This is a genomic window from Vibrio sp. MA40-2, from assembly GCF_047302445.1.
Classification (GTDB): Bacteria; Pseudomonadota; Gammaproteobacteria; order Enterobacterales; family Vibrionaceae; genus Vibrio.
Map to the genome: position 1 here is coordinate 1,877,849 of NZ_CP178628.1, position 19,271 is coordinate 1,897,119.

General features: G+C 39.6%; 13 protein-coding genes and 1 pseudogene. 5 read left to right on the forward strand and 9 right to left on the reverse strand.

All coding sequences use genetic code 11. The features are described 5' to 3' along the window. Window positions 1–19: 19 nt before the first annotated feature. From ACLKML_RS16165 to ACLKML_RS16205, 9 genes and pseudogenes are all read right to left on the reverse strand, one after another. The gene (locus ACLKML_RS16165; protein ID WP_413284053.1) at window positions 20–2,974 is read right to left on the reverse strand and encodes a type I restriction endonuclease subunit R; all 2,955 of its coding nucleotides are present in this window, start codon (window positions 2,972–2,974) and stop codon (window positions 20–22) included. Between the two features lie 8 nt (window positions 2,975–2,982). After that, complete coding sequence (locus ACLKML_RS16170) at window positions 2,983–4,284, reverse strand: restriction endonuclease subunit S (RefSeq protein WP_413284054.1); 1,302 nt, start codon at window positions 4,282–4,284, stop codon at window positions 2,983–2,985. A 12-nt stretch (window positions 4,285–4,296) separates the two neighbouring features. Continuing rightward, window positions 4,297–5,865, reverse strand: coding sequence for a type I restriction-modification system subunit M (locus ACLKML_RS16175; RefSeq protein ID WP_413284055.1), 1,569 nt, complete (start codon window positions 5,863–5,865; stop codon window positions 4,297–4,299). A 153-nt stretch (window positions 5,866–6,018) separates the two neighbouring features. Next, window positions 6,019–6,164: pseudogene (locus ACLKML_RS16180) on the reverse strand (IS3 family transposase); the annotation flags it as partial. 297 nt (window positions 6,165–6,461) lie between these two features. Next, window positions 6,462–7,106: a DUF3223 domain-containing protein gene (locus tag ACLKML_RS16185; protein ID WP_413284056.1), complete on the reverse strand. Its 645-nt coding sequence runs from the start codon at window positions 7,104–7,106 to the stop codon at window positions 6,462–6,464. Between the two features lie 274 nt (window positions 7,107–7,380). Further along, on the reverse strand, window positions 7,381–9,471 hold the full coding sequence (locus tag ACLKML_RS16190; RefSeq protein ID WP_413284057.1) for a DEAD/DEAH box helicase: 2,091 nt from the start codon (window positions 9,469–9,471) through the stop codon (window positions 7,381–7,383). Next, window positions 9,471–10,394, reverse strand: a complete 924-nt coding sequence (locus ACLKML_RS16195; RefSeq protein WP_413284058.1) for a DUF1837 domain-containing protein — start codon at window positions 10,392–10,394, stop codon at window positions 9,471–9,473. The genes ACLKML_RS16190 and ACLKML_RS16195 overlap by 1 nt, the downstream gene beginning before the upstream one ends. Window positions 10,395–11,364: 970 nt before the next feature. Further along, window positions 11,365–11,637, reverse strand: a complete 273-nt coding sequence (locus ACLKML_RS16200) for a YfbR-like 5'-deoxynucleotidase (protein WP_413284059.1) — start codon at window positions 11,635–11,637, stop codon at window positions 11,365–11,367. Between the two features lie 118 nt (window positions 11,638–11,755). Next, a complete protein-coding gene (locus ACLKML_RS16205; protein WP_317716351.1) occupies window positions 11,756–12,970 on the reverse strand; it encodes a pyridoxal phosphate-dependent aminotransferase in 1,215 nt (404 codons plus the stop codon). A gap of 221 nt (window positions 12,971–13,191) precedes the next feature. Here ACLKML_RS16205 and ACLKML_RS16210 point away from each other — a divergent pair, with 221 nt between their 5' ends. From ACLKML_RS16210 to menC, 5 genes are all read left to right on the forward strand, one after another. Then, window positions 13,192–14,556 (forward strand): isochorismate synthase, encoded by a 1,365-nt coding sequence (locus ACLKML_RS16210; protein ID WP_413284060.1) that lies wholly within the window; start codon window positions 13,192–13,194, stop codon window positions 14,554–14,556. Beyond that, on the forward strand, window positions 14,553–16,382 hold the full coding sequence (gene menD, locus ACLKML_RS16215; RefSeq protein WP_413284061.1) for a 2-succinyl-5-enolpyruvyl-6-hydroxy-3-cyclohexene-1-carboxylic-acid synthase: 1,830 nt from the start codon (window positions 14,553–14,555) through the stop codon (window positions 16,380–16,382). The genes ACLKML_RS16210 and menD overlap by 4 nt, the downstream gene beginning before the upstream one ends. Next, on the forward strand, window positions 16,369–17,178 hold the full coding sequence (gene menH, locus ACLKML_RS16220) for a 2-succinyl-6-hydroxy-2,4-cyclohexadiene-1-carboxylate synthase (protein WP_413284062.1): 810 nt from the start codon (window positions 16,369–16,371) through the stop codon (window positions 17,176–17,178). Before menD ends, menH begins: the two co-directional genes overlap by 14 nt. Before the next feature lie 27 nt (window positions 17,179–17,205). After that, on the forward strand, window positions 17,206–18,072 hold the full coding sequence (menB, locus tag ACLKML_RS16225) for a 1,4-dihydroxy-2-naphthoyl-CoA synthase (RefSeq protein ID WP_413284063.1): 867 nt from the start codon (window positions 17,206–17,208) through the stop codon (window positions 18,070–18,072). Between the two features lie 181 nt (window positions 18,073–18,253). Next, window positions 18,254–19,255 (forward strand): o-succinylbenzoate synthase, encoded by a 1,002-nt coding sequence (gene menC / locus ACLKML_RS16230; RefSeq protein WP_317716346.1) that lies wholly within the window; start codon window positions 18,254–18,256, stop codon window positions 19,253–19,255. Window positions 19,256–19,271: the final 16 nt, after the last annotated feature.

Here is a 19,271-nt window from a genome sequence, read left to right on the forward strand (position 1 = left end):
AGATATAACCCGCTTAAACTTAATGAAAACCTTGGACAAACGTCTCGGCGAATGTTTTTAGCCTTTCGGTGATCCTTGGTAAAATGGTTCTTCGAGTTCTAAAGGTCATCTTTTCTGTGGTGAGTTGAGCGATATCATCTGACTTCAAGCTCTCCACATTCATACCATTTTCGATATTCGTGATCATCTCACCAAATTTGTCAGAGTCGAGCTTCTCTTCCTCGGCAATTAGGCTTATTTCCTTTTGCTTCTGCTCTTCGATGTATTCATCAAATTCAGACCCTTGTACTAAGCCCTGTAAGCTTTTCTCTATAAACCCTTCAATTAGGTGGCGTTTGCTATAAAGTGTTGGCTCAGAAGCAAGTAGGTTCGCGATAACCTGACGTTTCTTATCTTTGGCGTCATCACATGGCTCTTCTAGCATAGTTTGTAGTAGGTGACGTATGTAGCCCACATTCACGTTGTCGCGTTGAAGCAGTTCTAATTCAAAGTCGATGTCAGCAAGAATTGACTCTTTATCGGTCGGGTTGCCTTTCAGCTCTCTGGCTAAATCACCATATTTAGACGCGTAATCCACAAACTCTTGTTCTGAGATGCCTAGCGCTTCAATATCAAAATCACTGAAGGTCTCAAGTTGATTCTTCAAGCGCATCAAGATACGGAACTGTTTGATGAATCCTGCTTGCATGTCTTCATCAGGCAGATTATCAACGCTTTGGACATCTGGGGCTATCGCTTTTAACGCTTCAAGCGCTTTGGCAAAGTCTTCGGTTAACCCTTCAAGGTCGGATACTTCGATGTACTCTGTCGGTTGTTTGTTAGAGAACAGCGCAAACGCTTCATCGGCTTGTGGCTTCAAGTTGCGGTAACACATCACGTTGCCGTGAGATTTCACCGTGCCGTTCAATCTATTGGTACGTGAGAAGGCTTGAACCAAGCCGTGATATTTGAGGTTTTTATCCACGTAGATGGTGTTAAGGTTTGGCGCGTCAAATCCCGTGAGGAACATGTTTACTACGAGTAAAATATCTACTTCGCCATTCTTAGTGCGGTTAGAGAGATCTTTGTAGTAGTTGTAGAAACTGTCGGTATCTTGGGTTGAATAGCTCGTGCCAAACTGTTCGTTGTAATCACCAATATACGAATCGAGCTTGTCGCGACTGTGCACTTTAGCGTTCGCTTCCGCTAAGCCTTTTACGTTCACTTCCCCTTCAAACTCTTCGGCTTCGTTGACGCCATAGCTAAAGATAGTGGCAATATTAAGCTTATGCTTGCCTTCCGCCTTGAGCGCCTTAAAGGTGTCGTAGTAGGTGATTAAATCAGGGACACTCGCCACACACAGCATGGCATTGAACTTATGTTTGGTTTTGAACTTATGAATATCAATGATGTGCTCACAGACTTGCTTGATACGTTTAGGGGAACTGAAGAACTCCGCAATATCAATGCTTGATACATCCGCATCTAAGCCTGTTTGTTTGTGCTTTAACTTACCGTAATACTCAATCGCGAAGGGCAATACGTTGTCGTCTCTAATTGCATCGACAATCACATAGCTGTGCAACCGCTCACCAAACAGATCTTTAGTCGTTCTTTTTTGTACACCCTTGCCCTCTATCTTCTTCGCTGTCGCATTGTCGGCAAAGATAGGTGTACCCGTAAAGCCAAATAGCTGAGCTTTCTCAAAAAACTCAACGATATTTTGGTGGGTTTCACCAAATTGGCTGCGGTGACACTCATCAAATATGAAAACCACGCGTTCTTGGCGTAAGTGTTCGACTTGTCCTTTGAAGCGAGGCTTAGTGATCAGGTTATTGAGTTTCTGTATCGTGGTGATCGTCAACTTATTAATACGATTAACGTTACTACTGTAGATAGGTGAGTATTCGGCAACTTGTGCTCGTTCTTCAGCAAGTGGTAATAGAGCTTCACCATCATTGGCGCTACTCCCTGAAGTATTAATACGTTGTTTAGGTACAGGTCGAGTTCCGAGGAATTGGTTTAGTAAACTCTTAGTGTCACCTGTACTGTCGACACTGCCTTTTAGGAAAGCATCAAACTCTTTGGCGGTTTGATAATCGAGATCTTTACGGTCGACGACAAATACCACTCTATCGACGTTATCTAATCTCGATAAAATTTGAGCGGTCTTGAAACTGGTTAGGGTTTTACCACTGCCTGTGGTATGCCAGATATAACCATGCTTATTGCTGGTCTTTACCTGGTTAACAATCGCTTCAACGGCATAAAATTGATAAGGGCGTAGTACCATTAAGAACTTGCCCGTCTCGTTTTGAATGATGTAGCGGCTGAGCATCTTAGTCAGATGTTCTTTATTCAAGAACGCATTCGCAAACTGGGGCAGTGCATTAATCTTGTTGTTGTCGACATCCGTCCAGTGGAAAGTCTGCTTGAATGACAATTCACGGTTGTTTGAGAAGTATTTGGTGTTCACGCCATTAGATATCACAAACAACTGGATGTAGTTAAACAGCGCACCTTCTGCGCCAAAGGTGTGCTTGTCGTAGCGTTTGATTTGGTTGAATGCCTCTGCCATTTCAATGCCACGACGTTTAAGCTCTATCTGCACTAACGGCAAGCCGTTCACCAAGATAGTTACGTCGTAGCGATTCTCATATTTACCATGCATAGTGACTTGGTTAGTCACTTGGAAAATATTCTTTGAAGCGGCTCTACTTAACAAAGTGAGGTAGCTGATGGTACCATCGTCATGCACCACATCGACCTTACCTTTGAGACGTTTAGATTTATCGAAGATGTTGCCTTTCTCAAGACTAATGAGCACATTCTCAAATTCATGCTCGGTTAGCGTTAGGTTGTTCGCACGCTCAAGCTGAACCTTTAGGTTGGCTTTAAGCGCAGCGGCGTTCTCTATTTTGACTGGTTCAAAGCTCGCTGCGGTAAGCTGAGCGATTAAGTCATTTTCAAGTTTTGCTTCTGATTGTGTGCTCATTTCGCCCCTTACACGAACATCTGTTGTAGTAAGCCTTTTTTCCACTCTTTGGCTTTTTTAAGCTCAGAGTTGGCTAGGTCAATCTTTTGGTCGAGAGCAGATAAAAAACTAATGATTTTTTCTTGCTCTGCTAATACAGGGAGATGCATTTTGTACTTCTTAAAATCCACAGTTGTAAAACTTGCTTGGCTTACAGCAGGCTTTGCAATTGATTGAATGAAATTGACATACCTAACTGTATTAAAAGAATAAAATGCAAATTTCGAAATCATTGATGCTTTAAACTTCAATCGCATAATATTCGTAGTGTAAATTACATCCCTACCGTATAAGTCTTGATAAATAGCCACTTTACCAATCTGGCTTAGGCTGTTAATAAAGTTAACTAATACATCACCATCACTCAATACATACCTAGTAAGGTCAGCACCTTGGTCATCATTTAGGTGCCAATACTTAATATCTTCAAAAGACACTTTTCCTTTGTACAAGTTATTTGACCGTAAAATAGGATAACCAATGTCATCAGAACTCAACTGACGAGATATACCACTTTGCATAACACTAGTGAGTGACCCAAGTTGCACCTCTTCCCAATCAGGAAACTCGCTGCCATCATCGGCTTTGAATCGAAGCGTGGGTGGGACAAAGGTAAGCTGCCCGTCTTGCTCGTGCCACTTGCCATTGAACAACTGCTGCATCACCCCGCGTTTATACTCGGTGAGCTTGTCTTTCTTCTCTGACAGCAGTCCAATCTTCTCATCGACCTTTGATAAGAAAGAGGCGATTTTTTGTTGTTCAGGGAGTTGTGGGAAAGCCATTTTGAATCCCTTTATTGATTCAAAATTAAGCCCTTCTCGACCACCACCAGCCATTCCTTGGAAGACTAATTTTTTACCTTGATAGGAGGAAAGAATTGATTGTGTGAAATAAGGGTCATCATTCTTCAAGCGTATAATACAGACGTGTTGATTTAAATTACCATCTTGAAAGTGCTCAGGAACAACGCACGAGCGACCAATTGATGCTCCAGTAATGTTGAGTAAAATATCTTCAGGTTCAATTTTACTACGTTTCATTGAAGCGTGAGTATCTTCTGATATGTGGCAAATTTTATCCAAAAGCAATCTATTGTTATTTACATTTTGACTCCGGATAAATGGAATACCTGATTCAACATATGCTTTCTCACCACCTCTGGGAGTAGCACCGCTACCAACCTTACTTGTAATATCTCCAAGTGTCATAAGCTTCCAAGCTATACTAAACTCACTAAACCTAAGCTTCGGCACATTCATTTGTTCAGTCATAACATACCTACCTTACTCTTTACCTGAAATAAAGGGCGCTTTGATATTTAGCTGAGAACAGAAGTCAGCGATTTCTGCATCCACTGAATACATCTTGGTTTCAAGCTCAGTTAAGTCTGTTGCCACAGCATCAAGGTCTACCTCCTCTTCCTCTTCAAAGGTATCCACATAGCGTGGGATATTGAGGTTGTAGTCGTTTTCAGCAATCTCAGACAGCTTGGCAACATGTGAATACTTATCGGCTTTTTCTGGCTCAAGCTGTTCACGCTTGCTGTATGCCTCAACAATACGGTCAACATCGCTATCACGCAGATGGTTTTGTGCTTTGCCTTTTTCGAAATGGTTAGATGCATCAATGAACAATACGTTATCTGCGTGTTTTCTAGTCTTCTTGAAGATTAAAATGCAAGTCGGAATGCTCGTACCGAAAAAGATCCCCGCAGGTAAGCCAATCACTGCATCAAGGTAGTTTTTGTTTTCGATGAGGTGCTTACGAATATGACCTTCTGCCGCGCCACGGAAAAGAATGCCGTGAGGCACAACCACTGCTAGAGTGCCTGTCTCGTTTAGCTGGTGAACCATGTGCAGTACAAAGGCAAAGTCAGCCTTAGTCTTAGGTGCAAGTTTACCGTAGTCAGCAAAACGCTCATCGTTTAGGTGTAGGTCGCTTGCGCTCCAATTAGCGGAGAACGGAGGGTTGGCAACTACGGCATCGAAACGCTTATCTAAGTGCATTGGGTGTTCAAGAGTGTCGTCGTTTTTAATATCGAACTTATCGTAACGAACGCCGTGCATTAGCATGTTCATACGAGCAAGGTTAAAAGTGCTAGGGTTTTGCTCTTGTCCACAGAACTCAAGATTACTGCTGTTCACTTCTTTTGCCACGCGTAATAGCAGTGAACCTGAACCACAGGTTGGGTCGTACACGGATTTCACATCACCGCTTAAACTTACAAGCTTGGCAAGGATTTTAGAGACTTGCTGAGGGGTATAAAACTCACCTGCTTTTTTACCTGCACCAGAAGCAAATTGACCAATCAGGTATTCATAGGCATCACCCAGTAGGTCTATTTCGGTGTTGTCGATTTGAAAGTCGATGTTCTCTAGGTGAACCAACACTTGGCAAATAAGCTTGTTGCGAGCGTCTGGGTTCTTACCTAGTTTGCTAGAGTTAAGGTCGAGTTCTTCAAACAGTCCGTTAAAATCATCCGCAGAATCAGCCGAGGTAGTGGATTGCTCAATGTCATTAAGGACACGGCTTAGCTCATCAAGAATAAACTCAGACTTCTCACCACGTTTAGCAAGGCTTGAGAATAGCTGTTTAGGAGCAATGAAGTAGCCAAGGTTCTCGACGCATTCATCATGTAGTTCTTTAATCAGTTCATCATCAGATTCGATGAACTTTATACCATCCTCCGTTAGAAGTTCATCACAATAGCGGTTCAGCTTGTCTGATAGGTACTTGTAGAAGATAAGCCCTAGAATGTAATCACGGAAGTCGTCGGCAGACATATTGCCACGTAGCGTATTGGCAATGTTCCAAAGCTGTTTTTGTAATTCTTGTTGGTGTTCACGAACCATGATGAGCCTATAGGTTAGGGTATGATGTTAGTTGCTGTCATCTTACCCAAAATCTAGGTTTTTGTCTTTGAGATTAGTAAAAAAACTAGATACAAAAGTGCTTTAGAACAAGATGTTAAGGGATTGTAATGATCCAATAATACTGGAAGTTTTTTAAGCCACTTTCTTCATTTTTGTATAACATTTATGTGGAGTCATATAGTTGAGCCCGCTATGGGTTCGTTTGTAATTGTAAAAATTAATGTGTTTAAATGTTCTGATTTCAGTGTTCTAAAGAATCGCTCCATAACTGGATTATCCTGTAATGGTACGATGACCTTAGATACTAATTAAGCCTTATAATCATATTATAAATGAGACCAAATTATGAAACGAAAATAATGAGCTATCATCCCCTATCAACAAAACTAGAATATGCAAAAATGATGGTAGAATAGTTGGTACTTTAATAGACAGATACAAGAAATATCGCGTACATGTTCTTCTGTCGTGGTTCAATGGAAAAAACAATATAACGCTAAATAGTAGTATTTTGATCTAAATAGATCAAGAAAACCATAGAGTCCCTCTACTCGTAAAACATGTTGTCCGCTCGTTTACTTACTCAAATTAGCTTCGATACTGAGTAATTCGAAACTTGCTTTTGATTGATGATATTTTTGCCAATTATCTATAATCGTCTGATTTGCAAGTTTCCCCCGTTGATCGCTGTCACTATAGTTTGGGTCAATCAAATCAATTGATTCGTAGGTAAGGTGATTTTCCTCTAGAAATTCGGTAAGCATATCATCGAATGATAAAGAGGAATAAGAAACATGACTATTGTCGAATGTCAGGCTGACACCTAGCTTAGGACAAATTGCTCCATTTGAAATAGCATCATTTTTGAATTGCATAACTATACTTTTAACTGATCTACGAAAAGCGTAAGAAACAACCATTTTTTTAGTGTATGGTTTAACGCAATGCCTCCAACTAACGACAACTCTGGAATTATCTTTACGGATGACGCATAAACACCTATTTTGATGAAAGTCTAACCCCACTTCAATATCTTGAATTCCACAGCCAACTTTCTCGTCATACTCACTGTGTAATGTAAACAAAGCTTCAAAAAACTCTTTGTCATCAGGTGCCAATGTTGAACTGGGACTATATGAATTAATACGGCGACGAGCGTCTTCTTCACATGCTTTTCTAGTACTAAATTTAAATTGACCAAATGAAATCGGTTTTGCCATAACTTCCTCCTATAAAATTAACAGTACTTTTAAACTAGATGTAGTTTGTCTAACGGCACATATATACTTTTGTCTCCTACTAAACTAAGTACACTAGAAAGTGCTTCAGGTTGTAACGGTCTGGACAAAAATAAAGATGTTTTAAACATGGAGTTACTCGAAATCCATTCTAGAATTAACAAAGATAACAAAAGCACTAAAATACGTGCGAAAAATCACTTATATAGTCTGGCTTTAAGTAGAGGCTACCTATCATCTAGGAGCCTAAACAACTTTAATCTATGGCTATGCCTTCTAAGAAATAATTATAAATGTATCTGTCAAAAGGACTAAACATAAGTAGTAACATACTTTTGTTCTCTATACTCATGCCTATGAACTCTTTAAATACGTCATGCAGCTCAATGTCTGTTCTTTCTAAGTCGATAACGCCGCTCTTATGTATTTTTTTTGACAACATTCGTGGTAAGCCATATTCTTCTAATTGATAAACAAGAGGAGGTAAGAAAGCGTTTGATGTCCTACCTATGAACGGGGATATGTCGACTGATTTGTCAATAATATTTTTTTGGATTACGTTGATGTCATTTAAAATTGAAGTTAATTTAAAGGTAACGTTCCTTTCTAGCTCAAAAAACTTGTCAATGTCAATATCGTAGTGGTCTAACTCGTCTAGTAATTCAGGTATTGTTAGCTTCCAGTTGTTTGATAGTACTTTTATAAAGCCTACAAAACTTCTGTATTGGATTCCCCATTGACCTGGTGCCATTTTCAGCACTAAGTACAGTAAACGATCCCATTCATTAACATTTGTTGAATTTAGGTAATTTAACCCTGTCCAAGTTTGTTTGTTAGTGACAAGCTCCTTTGCTATATCACGAAGCGCCATTGAGTTACTGGATTCAAACTGACCGGATTCTTGTAATTCGTTGAATTTACCGTACCCAAGTATTTCGTCCATTTCCTGCTTGTAAGCGATAATATGAGCAATCTGTTCAGGAGATAGTTCGCTCTTAAGTTCGTCGAGATCAACATCGCCAGCTAGTTCTTCTGGTAAATCTAGATTTAATTGTGTATCACTTGCCTGTGGTGGTTTGTCTAATATGTAAATTTGGCCAATAAAATGCTTAAACATTCTACCGCCACGACCGATTATATTCCTATAGGTGAAATCATTTAATTTAGACTTGCCATTTTTATTTTTCCAAATGATAACGTTTTCAGCTGATGTGTTTATGCCTTCAATAATAGAAGAAGTTGAAACTAGATTGGTCAATCCTTCGGATTCTTCAAATAACCTAACTTGAATCTGAGTTAATGAACGATGCAACTGCCCATTGTGAATACCGGTTCCTCTTTTAATTAAGTTTGTCAATTTCCAATTTCTGTCGTAATTTTGAGTTAACCATGACTCGAAGTCCCTTAACAATTTACGTTCAGTAAGTTTGTGCTTGTCTATCAACAAATTCGAAATATTTGTAATGTTTGAGTATGTACCTGCATAAATCAGCGATTTTCCTTTAGTTTCAGAAAGAATTTCAAGTAAAACGTCACTTTTGAGATTGTCGTCTTTTCCAATATTCCTATATAACTCATGTTTTTCTAAAAACACCGTATTAAAGTCTACAGATACAAATTCCATACCCTTCGTGAATATACTTTCATTAACCGACTTTATATTGGGCGCTAAGAAATAACGTTGTTTAGCTTTAGTTCCAAGTTTTAAAATTGCATTTATTAGTGCAGGAGAGCGTTCCTTATCGAAATCGGCACTGGCTTTATAAAACTCATCTATAACAAGAATATCTATTGAATTTAGTTTGTTAACATAATGAATTGCGCGTTCCTGAGGGAAAATAAATATATTTTTATCTGCCAAGGTGACTTCTGAAGTTGTAATTACCTTATATTCATAGCTAAATTTTTTGTGTAAACGACGACGTGTTTCATCGGTTAAGGCAATTGTTGGTACGATTATGACAACATTAGTCGGTTTTTTGATTGCAATAAACGAATCAATAATGAAGCTTTTCCCGAAACTAGTAGGAGCACTTACTGCAAGGTGCTTACCGTTGACCAGCTTTTTTAATATAGATGATTGTTCACGATGAAGTGTTAATGGTTTTTTTTCACCTACATCAACTTTAAATGATTCATGAGCGAACCGCTCTTGCCATGAAGATGTATCTAAATCTAAATACGGGTAGAGGCCAACTTGCCTAATCAAGTTATTAATTAGTGGGTTATACGGTTCTTCATTTTCCTCCAAAAATGCCAGTAACTTAATCAACTTATTTCTAGCAGAAGATTCATCATAAATATTAATAAGGTCATTTATTTCAATACATTTATCAAAAATATTCATTAATCATCTTCCTTGTATTGTTCTACTTTTTTTACAAATCTATCCACGATTCTTTGTTTGTCTGGAACTGGAAATAGAATTACGTGGAATGTCACTTGATCATATAAGTGAACACCTTTTAAGCCTTCTATTTGTTTTTTGAAAAAGGCGTTAGCTCTGTCTAAATGATAATCCTTGATTTTTGTTACATAATCGCTATCTATACTGGTACACGAATTGGTGATTTTGCACTCGTGTAGAATAAAAATAGGCACATGAATTTTGGGTTTCAAGGAATCTATAGAGATGCGGCTAGAAAGGGCGTCTTTAATGGACTTTCGAAGTGTTTTGTCTTCAATCAGAAGGTCTAAATCACTAACATTGGTAATAATACGGTTTTCTTTTTTTAGTTTTTTAGTGTCTAGAGAGTTAGCCACAGAACTAACAATGGAAGCCAATCTAGCATCTTCGATATTATTATAGAATTTGGCTTCACCAAACCAGACAGTAAAGTCATTATTTTTGATGACTAAATGTACACTATCTGCACCTTTCGCATTATCTTGCGAATTTTGCTTATAAAATATCTTTGGTACAACGGGTAAAGCACCGTAATGGTGCTTCATAATACCGTATAGAAGTATTTCTGCTAATTCGCTTCCCTTGCTAATATCTTTACTCTTATTTTTATCTACCAAGCGCAAGTTTTCAGCTGCAGCTGTTAAAAGAGAATGAGATTGGTCAACTAGTGCTTGCCGTTCGGTCATTGAAAGAGATGTTTCGGCAATGTTGTCCCAAATGAAATTTTGGAAGTGTTTGAACCTCCATTCACCATCTTCGAAGTCGTTGACGAGGCTAAGAATATGTTTGTTGTGTAAAGGTGAAATGTTTTGACTATTGCAATGTTCAGAAAAAGAGCTATCAATTAGTATTTGAAAATCCATAGAGCTGCTACCGTATTAAGCTTGATGAAATGCACATAGTTGATCAAAAAATGAATAGGGCAAAAGCGTATACTTCTATTTGTACAATTAATAGCATATAAAAGTAAATGTGAGACATAACATACTGTTTTATATTAGTCTAATGGGAGAAGTAAGAGCATTTGCAACAAATTTATTGAACAAAGATTGAGACTTGCTTCAATTTAACCTCTGATATATCACGGGGATTCTCCTCGGGTAACAGTATTATAAGAATGAATAACTCTTAGTAGGTCAAAAGCACATGAACTGGATGTGAATGAGTAAAAGAGCTAATGTGATGAATGGGGGGGGCTCCCTCTACATCATGCCACATTTAGTGAACAGCAAATTAAACTGCGTGTTTCAGTGTGTTAACTAATAATGTTATCGCTCTCGACCTAGTCAACTATGTTCTTCAAGCTTGCCACATCAGTATTCATAGTGAACTATTTCTAATAAACCTCTAAGTCGGAAAAAATGAAAGAGTGTTTTTGAAAATGCTAAACCATTAATTGTTGCTATGGTCGGGTAATTGGACGAAAAAAGGCGCTTGATTGGTTTTAATCACCGAAGGAATTTGCTTTCAAAAAAGCTATTCGATGGCTACAGTAATACAACGTAAATTTTGGATATATATCCTATATAAGCTTAGATGATACAGCGCTTGGTATAAATGTATTAAGGGAAGAACGTAATAAGTTAAGGCATGGTTTACTCTGCTAGTTTAACGATTATATTTCGCAAATTTCACCAGCTCATTGTGATTGTACGCACTTAACTCGGAGTCTAAATTAATAGAGAGGATCAACCGGTTTGCAGCCATTTATGTAAACATTTTAGTGGAATATTAAGAGGGAATAGATTGATTGTTGGTGGTAGTCTGAAGAAATTATGTTTACATTACGAAAAAACTATATTTATTACCTATGAGTTTAGCTATTACTGCCTTTTAACTAATATATATTCGTCGTGTAAACAAAAAATACCGTGATAAAATGGTTTCTGAAATTTCATGATAAATGGCCACGACGGCTGCTTTTTCTGGGCTTAGGTTCCCTCCGTAACGCTTGTTTTTTATCACGGTTAATAAGTGTGCAATGACGGATACTTGGTGACAGTGTTCCGATACATTTTCTTCTTGAAAGCAATGCATTAATGCCCAACGTTTAATTAGCGGCATACGAGTAACCCAAGCCATAAATGTACTTTGTTGTGGTTTCACTTTGTTTTCCTTAACCAATAATGATCTATAAAACGAAAAAAACGCCCATTAAGGCGTTTTTTATCATAGAGAATTTTTTCAATCATTATAAGTCATAGAAGTCGCTATTTGAGTGACTTTATTGGCTATAAGTTGAAATAAATCGTTCAAATCGACCAATTGCAGTTTCCAAATCTTCTACATGCGGCAAGGTTACAATTCTAAAGTGATCGGGTTTAGGCCAATTAAATCCCGTTCCTTGCACCAGCAATACTTTCTCTTGAATTAAGAAATCGAGCACCATCTGCTGATCATCTTTGATGTTATACATCTTAGTGTCGATTTTGGGGAACAAGTACATCGCTCCTTTTGGTTTAACACATGAAATGCCTGGGATTTGAGTAATAAGCTCATAAGCTCTATCGCGTTGCTCGAGCAAGCGTCCACCGGGTAGAATCAACTCGTTAATACTTTGATAACCACCCAATGCGGTTTGAATGGCGTGTTGCATTGGTACGTTGGCACATAGACGCATAGAAGCCAACATATCTAATCCATCTATATAGCTTTTAGCCAGATGTTTAGGGCCAGTGAGGAACATCCAACCACTGCGGAATCCACATACACGATACGCCTTAGATAACCCGTTGAATGTAACCATTAATACATCTTCGGCTAAGCTAGCCATAGTTGTGTGAGTTGCTCCGTCGTACAGTACTTTGTCATAGATTTCGTCAGCAAAGATAATCAGGTTATTTTGTCGTGCAATTTCAATGACTTCTAATAGAAAATCTCGACTATAAACCGCACCAGTTGGATTATTTGGATTAATCAGAACAATGGCTCGGGTTTTTTTGCTTATCTTGCTTTTAATATCGTCAAGATCCGGGTACCAGTCCGAACTTTCATCACATATATAATGTACTGGAGTGCCGCCAGATAAAGAAACACCGGCTGTCCACAATGGGTAATCTGGTGCAGGAACCAGCAGTTCGTCGCCGTTGTTAAGCAACGCTTGCAGCGCCATTACAATCAGTTCTGAAACGCCATTACCAATGTAGACATCTTCGACATCCAAGCTACGAATGCCTCGTCGTTGGTAATGTTGCACGACGGCTTTACGGGCTGAATAGATACCTTTTGAGTCGGTGTACCCCTGAGAGGTGGGTAAATTACGTATAACATCGACAAGAATTTCATCCGGGGCATCAAATCCAAAAGGGGCGGGATTACCAATATTCAGTTTTAGAATATTATTGCCTTCTTCTTCCATGCGTTTAGCATGTTTGAGTATTGGACCTCTAATGTCATAGCAGACACTATCGAGTTTTGATGACATCCCGATATTATACATTGTTCTATTCCCTATCTTTCTGATTTTATTTTATTAAAGTACACCACTTTTGAAATTTTTAGAATAAAAATCTGTTATAAATTAACCGGATGTTACCCCTTTAGGATTATTTGAACTCATGACTCACTCAAAAGTGATCATCTAACTTGATTTGCAGCTAGTCAGCAAATAGAGTGCGGTGCATAATATGAACTCTGTGTATTAAACATTTCGAGGTGGATTTGTCCCATTTTAGTCAAGCTATCGATGAACTAATTAGTCAAGTTGCTACTACGAAAGAGCAAGACATTCGAATTGCTCAGCCTTTAACGAGCGGGCCCAATGTGGCGTGTATTGATTGGCTGGAGGTGCAACCTCATTTTCCAAAGTTTTATTGGCAGTCGCGTGATTTACGTGAAGAAGTTGTGGCACTTGGTAAAGTTCATACTTTTTCAGAACCTGCACCGGCCTATACTATTTTGGGTGAAAATCAGCGTATTTGGGGAGGAAAATCCTTTGCAAATTCAACTCAATCATCTGATAACGCGCCGGAAACTCTCCTTAGGTCAACTGAAAATAGGTCAACTAAAAATAATAGCAAGGGCCTTGCTGCTTATTTTTTCTTGCCGCAAATAGAACTGGTCAGATTCGATAACCAGTGGTCGTTGTGCGTCAATCTTGCCGATGATAAAGCAGCGATTATTAACGCATTGCAAAGGCTATCGGTGCATGCCTCACCATTACCAGCTATTGAGTGTCAAATTCAGTCTGTTGAGCATTGTCCAAGTGCTCATAAATGGTATAGCCAGATTGATGATGTGTTGAAAAAAATCAGGCAAAACCAGTTTAAAAAAGTAGTGTTAGCCAGAAAGACAACAGTGGAACTTGATTCAGCGGTATCCGCTGCTCAATTGTTAAAGTCGAGTTGGACTAAAAATAAACACAGCTTTCATTTTTTATTTGCTTTGGATGAATCACAAGCTTTTATTGGTTCGACTCCTGAGAGATTGTACAGCCGCAATGGTCAAGAACTTGAAACAGAAGCATTGGCAGGCACCATTGGTCGTGGCAATAATCAACAAAAAGATTCCGAGTTGGCAAATTGGCTAACCAACGATAGAAAAAACCTCACTGAGAACCAATATGTCGTGGATGATATCATTGATAGGTTATCGCCATATTCTGACAGTATTAATGTCCAAGCAGATGCAAGACTGGTGCGATTGCGTAAAGTACAACATTTAAAACGCGATATTCAGGCTCACCTTAAACAAGGTATCAATGGCGTGCAGCTACTTTCTGCTCTTCAGCCGACAGCAGCAGTCGCTGGTCTACCAAGAGAGGCCGCTATTCGTTACATTCATGATCACGAACCGTTTTCGCGTGGTTGGTACAGCGGTTCTATGGGGTATATAAGCCATCAAAAAGCTGAGTTTTGTGTGGCGATAAGAAGTGCATTTGTGGCAGAAAATGAGCTACATCTTTATGCTGGAGCAGGAATTGTAGAAGGTTCGCAAGCGGACGTAGAATGGAATGAATTAGACAAGAAAATGGCGACGTTACTGAGTTTACTAGAGGAAAATAGTGTGTTGGGAGTCATTTCATGAGTCAACTTGATCAGCATGATGAGCAGAATCAAGCCCGACTTAATCGTCTTTGGTCTAAATTGATTTTAGAAGAGTTAACTCGGTTAGGTGTTCAGCATGTTTGTGTTGCTCCGGGATCCCGTTCAACACCATTAACATTAGAAGCGGATATACAAGACAACTTAATTTTGCACACTCACTTTGATGAACGTGGCTTAGGTTTTCTTGCTCTGGGACTAGCCAAAGCGAGTTTGTTACCGGTTGCTATTATTGTCACCTCAGGAACAGCGGTGGCGAATTTATTGCCTGCCATCGCAGAGGCTAAGCTGACCGGCGAAAAGCTAGTGGTGTTAACCGCAGATAGGCCTCCAGAATTAATAGATTGTGGTGCGAATCAAGCAATAAGTCAGATCGGTATTTATTCCGAGCACGTTACTAGCAGTTTGAATTTGCCTGTTCCTAGTGAAGCGATATCCGCTGAATGGCTGTTGTCATCGACAGACAACCTGTTGTTTCAACAACGCCTTGCGGGTGGTCCAGTACACATCAATTGTCCGTTTGCCGAGCCGCTCTATCTGCTATCTGATTGTAATGATGGCAACAAAGCAAATCAGCACACTGCCATAAATAAATACGATGATTTAACTGATAGTAAAAAAACGGCGGTTTTCTATCGTTACTTACAAGGTGTGCAAGCTTGGCTAACGGATGATCAACCGTACACTAAACAGGTCAACAACCGCTCATTTGCTCATGATGACGCTACATTTTTAGCGGCGCATAAAGGTTTGATTATTATTGGTAGTGTTGACCTTGCGGAAGCAGAGAAGGCGTTGGCGTTAGGAAAAGCTTTGCGGTGGCCTATATTGTGTGATCCACAGTCAGGCGTATCGAGTGAATGGCAACATTATGACTTGTGGCTAAGAAATCAGCGCGTTGCCGTGCAATTGGCTTCATGCGATTTTATCTTGCAGTTTGGCGCGAGGTTAGTCTCTAAATCTCTGAATGGGTTTATTCATCAACAAGTATCGAGTAACAAAGCCAATTATACGTTAGTGTCTAATCAACAACAGCGACTCAATCCCACTAGCCTGCCTCAAACGCATATTCACGCTAATATTGTCGAGTGGGTTAATAATCAACTTGCTCGCCTTACATTGCAATCTAGTACTCACCAATTTTGGGCCGATGAGCTAAAGCAGTATGCGTCTAGAGTGAAAAGTTTGTTATGGGATAAAGAGACTTTTCCATCTCAGAGTAATTCTGAACTCAAATTGTCAGAGATCAACTTGGCAGCATCACTTGAGACTATCGCTAATAAAACCGACTTATTTATTGGCAACAGTTTAATTGTTAGGTTAATTGATATGGTCTCAGCGCTGAAAGGTAACCGAACTTATTCTAATCGTGGGGCGTCTGGTATTGATGGATTAGTCGCTACAGCGGCGGGCGTACAACGAATTAATAATGAAGCGATGTTGCTTTTGTTGGGGGACATTTCTTTACTTTATGATCTCAATTCTCTGGCGTTGTACCACCATTCAGCCGTTCCGACAGTTATCCTTGTGACAAACAATGACGGTGGGGCTATTTTCGATTTATTACCCGTGCCGACAGATAAAAAACAAGCACTCTATCAAATGCCTCATGGTTATCAATTTGAACATGCAGCCAGGCAGTTTAACTTGAAATACCTTAAACCAGATAGCTTACAGCAATTAATGGATGCTTCTGTTGCACATTTACAGTCGGGATCAGGCGCATTGGTTATCGAACTGCTGACTCCTGCTGGACAAGCATCGCAAGATATTCAACGTTTGGTACAAAAAATTCATGCTTTTTGTTAAGCAATACGCGGCTCGAACAGAGCAAGAACAAAAGCCGATATTAGTTTTTGTACATGGTTTATTGGGCGATGGTACCGATTGGCAAGAATTGATTGATTGCCTAACAAACTACACTTGTTTCACGGTTGATTTACCCGGTCATGGGCAAAGTAAAGTCGTTAAGCCGATTGATTTTGCGCATTGTGGTCAACTTATTCGTCAAGCTATTATGTCTGTCGAGCGAGCGTTACATGACCAACCTGAACGACCGATTGTGCTAGTGGGTTATTCTCTTGGTGCTCGATTGGTTATGTTTGCTTTAGTTCATGGTTTTTTACGAGATTTAAATATAAGTGCCTGTTTTATTGAAGGCGGCCATTTTGGCTTAACTGACCAAAAAGAAAAACAGCAGCGATTGGCCAATGATACAAATTGGGCATGCCGATTTCGACAACAACCAATAGAACAGGTTTTAACCGATTGGTATCAGCAATCTGTGTTTGCATCGCTAAATAAACAGCAAACAGATGAATTGATTGATAAGAGAGCGCATAATCAAGGAAGTGCGATTGCAGAAATGCTAATGGCGACGTCGTTAGCAAAACAACCTTTTTTATTAGATCAACTTGCGACAAATACTGGCTTTATTCACTACATATGTGGAGAAAAAGATGAGAAATTTTTCAGTTTAGCCAAGCAAAGTGAGTTGAACTTTACCGCGATAGAAGGCGCTGGGCATAATGTCCATAAAGAGAAGCCTGATAAACTTGCTCAGCTAATTAAAGCAAAACTTGAGCAATGTTCGTTACGCTTTTAGTTAATAACACAATGATTGGATCAAAACATGGCAAGAACAGTTGGAATGACCGAACAAGAACTTTACGCTCCAGTATCATGGGCAGATTGCAGTGATGGATATGAGGATATTCACTATCACAAATCGGTAGATGGTATCGCGAAAATCACCATTGCTCGCCCACAAGTTCGCAATGCGTTTCGTCCGCAAACTGTGAATGAAATGATCAAAGCCCTAGCTGATGCTCGCTATGATGAGCAGGTTGGTGTCATTATTCTTACCGGACTAGGCGAAGATGCTTTTTGTTCTGGTGGTGATCAGAAAATTCGTGGCGATTATGGTGGCTATCGTGATGACAATGGAACACACCATTTAAATGTATTAGATTTTCAACGTCAGATTAGAACCTGTCCTAAACCGGTTATTGCGGCGGTAGCTGGATATGCTGTTGGAGGCGGCCACGTATTGCACATGATGTGCGATTTAACCATTGCTGCGGAAAATGCCCAATTTGGTCAAACAGGGCCAAAAGTTGGCTCATTTGATGGTGGTTGGGGGGCTTCGTATATGGCTCGTATCGTTGGTCAGAAAAAAGCGCGTGAAATTTGGTTTTTATGTCGCTTCTATGACGCACAAGAAGCATTAGACATGGGATTAGTGAATACCGTTGTTAAGGTAGACGAATTGGAAAAAGAAACCGTTCGTTGGTGTCGTGAAGTGTTACAACATAGCCCAATGGCGTTGCGCTGTTTGAAAGCCGCTTTAAACGCTGATTGCGATGGTCAAGCTGGCCTGCAAGAGCTCGCTGGTAATGCCACTATGATGTTTTATATGACGGAAGAAGGACAAGAAGGACGTAACTCATTTAACGAGAAACGACGTCCAGATTTCTCTAAATTCCCTAGAAATCCTTAGCATTGAAGTACGTTACCTTGAAATTAAAAGCCTCAGAACCCATAAATATAAGGTTCGTACTTAAGTAAACCTCAACCATGATGCACATTATCAACGCTCAGTTTAATCATAAAACCTGAGCGGGTGTAGGTTTTCATATTGTTAAACATTAGATATTCAACATTACTTTATTGAGATTACTATGCGTCAAGCAAAGCTATACAAATACCAACTTCCTATGGACAGCGGAGTGATACTTCGAGAGAACAAATTAACCGAAAGAGTTGGTTGGATAGTTGAATTAACTGAGCAGGGTAAAAGCGGTTATGGCGAAATAGCACCTTTGGTTGGCTTTAGCCGAGAAACAACCGAACAAGCAGGGCAACAAGCACAAGTTCAATTAGAACAGTGGGTGAGTGGTGAAGAATTTCCATTCGATGACCTTTATCCTTCTGTGGCGAGTGGCTTATCTTTCGCCGAGCTTGAATTACGTGCTGAATTACCGTTAGCTGGCAATTATGATGCAGCTCCCTTGTGTACTGGTGACCCTGATTTACTGTTGCCAATTTTAGAAAACTTACCGACAGAAAAAAAGGTAGCCAAAATTAAAGTAGGCATTTACGAGCCTATCCGTGATGGTATGTTAGTTAATCTGTTTTTGGAGTCGATACCCGATCTCAAACTAAGACTGGATGCCAACAGAGCATGGTCACTGGAGAAAGCAGAGAAGTTCTCTTCTTATATTAAACCTTCATTTCGACATAGAATTGAATATGTTGAAGAGCCTTGTTTCGAACCCGGCAACAGCTTTACCTTTGCCATTAATACTGGTATTGCGATTGCTTGGGATGAAACCTTGCAAGATGCAATAAAGACCGCGGATTTTGAACTGAATGCCTTGACTGGAGCGAAGGTGCTAATTATTAAGCCAACCTTAATTGGTTCTGTATATCGCTGCATCGAGTTGGTTAAAGAGGCTAAGCGATTGGGTATAACCGCCGTGATTAGTTCGGGTATTGAATCAAGCCTAGGTTTAACTCAGTTAGCTCGCTTTTCTCATTGGCAAACACCTGACACAGTACCGGGTTTAGATACCATTAAATTGTTTGGTTGTCAGCTTGAAGTCGAATGGCCAAATTGTACTTTACCTTTAGTTAAGTTATGCGACCAACCCGTTGTTTGGCAAAGTAGCGAGTGTATTTAGCCGAACATTGGCATAC

Excerpts from the sequence above, each read along its gene's own strand:
- ACLKML_RS16165 (WP_413284053.1), bottom strand. The coding sequence starts at position 2,974 with ATGAGCACACAATCAGAAGCAAAACTTGAAAATGACTTAATCGCTCAG.
- ACLKML_RS16170 (WP_413284054.1), bottom strand. The coding sequence starts at position 4,284 with ATGACTGAACAAATGAATGTGCCGAAGCTTAGGTTTAGTGAGTTTAGT.
- ACLKML_RS16175 (WP_413284055.1), bottom strand. The coding sequence starts at position 5,865 with ATGGTTCGTGAACACCAACAAGAATTACAAAAACAGCTTTGGAACATT.
- ACLKML_RS16185 (WP_413284056.1), bottom strand. The coding sequence starts at position 7,106 with ATGGCAAAACCGATTTCATTTGGTCAATTTAAATTTAGTACTAGAAAA.
- ACLKML_RS16190 (WP_413284057.1), bottom strand. The coding sequence starts at position 9,471 with ATGAATATTTTTGATAAATGTATTGAAATAAATGACCTTATTAATATT.
- ACLKML_RS16195 (WP_413284058.1), bottom strand. The coding sequence starts at position 10,394 with ATGGATTTTCAAATACTAATTGATAGCTCTTTTTCTGAACATTGCAAT.
- ACLKML_RS16205 (WP_317716351.1), bottom strand. The coding sequence starts at position 12,970 with ATGTATAATATCGGGATGTCATCAAAACTCGATAGTGTCTGCTATGAC.
- menD (WP_413284061.1), top strand. The coding sequence starts at position 14,553 with ATGAGTCAACTTGATCAGCATGATGAGCAGAATCAAGCCCGACTTAAT.
- menH (WP_413284062.1), top strand. The coding sequence starts at position 16,369 with ATGCTTTTTGTTAAGCAATACGCGGCTCGAACAGAGCAAGAACAAAAG.
- menB (WP_413284063.1), top strand. The coding sequence starts at position 17,206 with ATGGCAAGAACAGTTGGAATGACCGAACAAGAACTTTACGCTCCAGTA.
- menC (WP_317716346.1), top strand. The coding sequence starts at position 18,254 with ATGCGTCAAGCAAAGCTATACAAATACCAACTTCCTATGGACAGCGGA.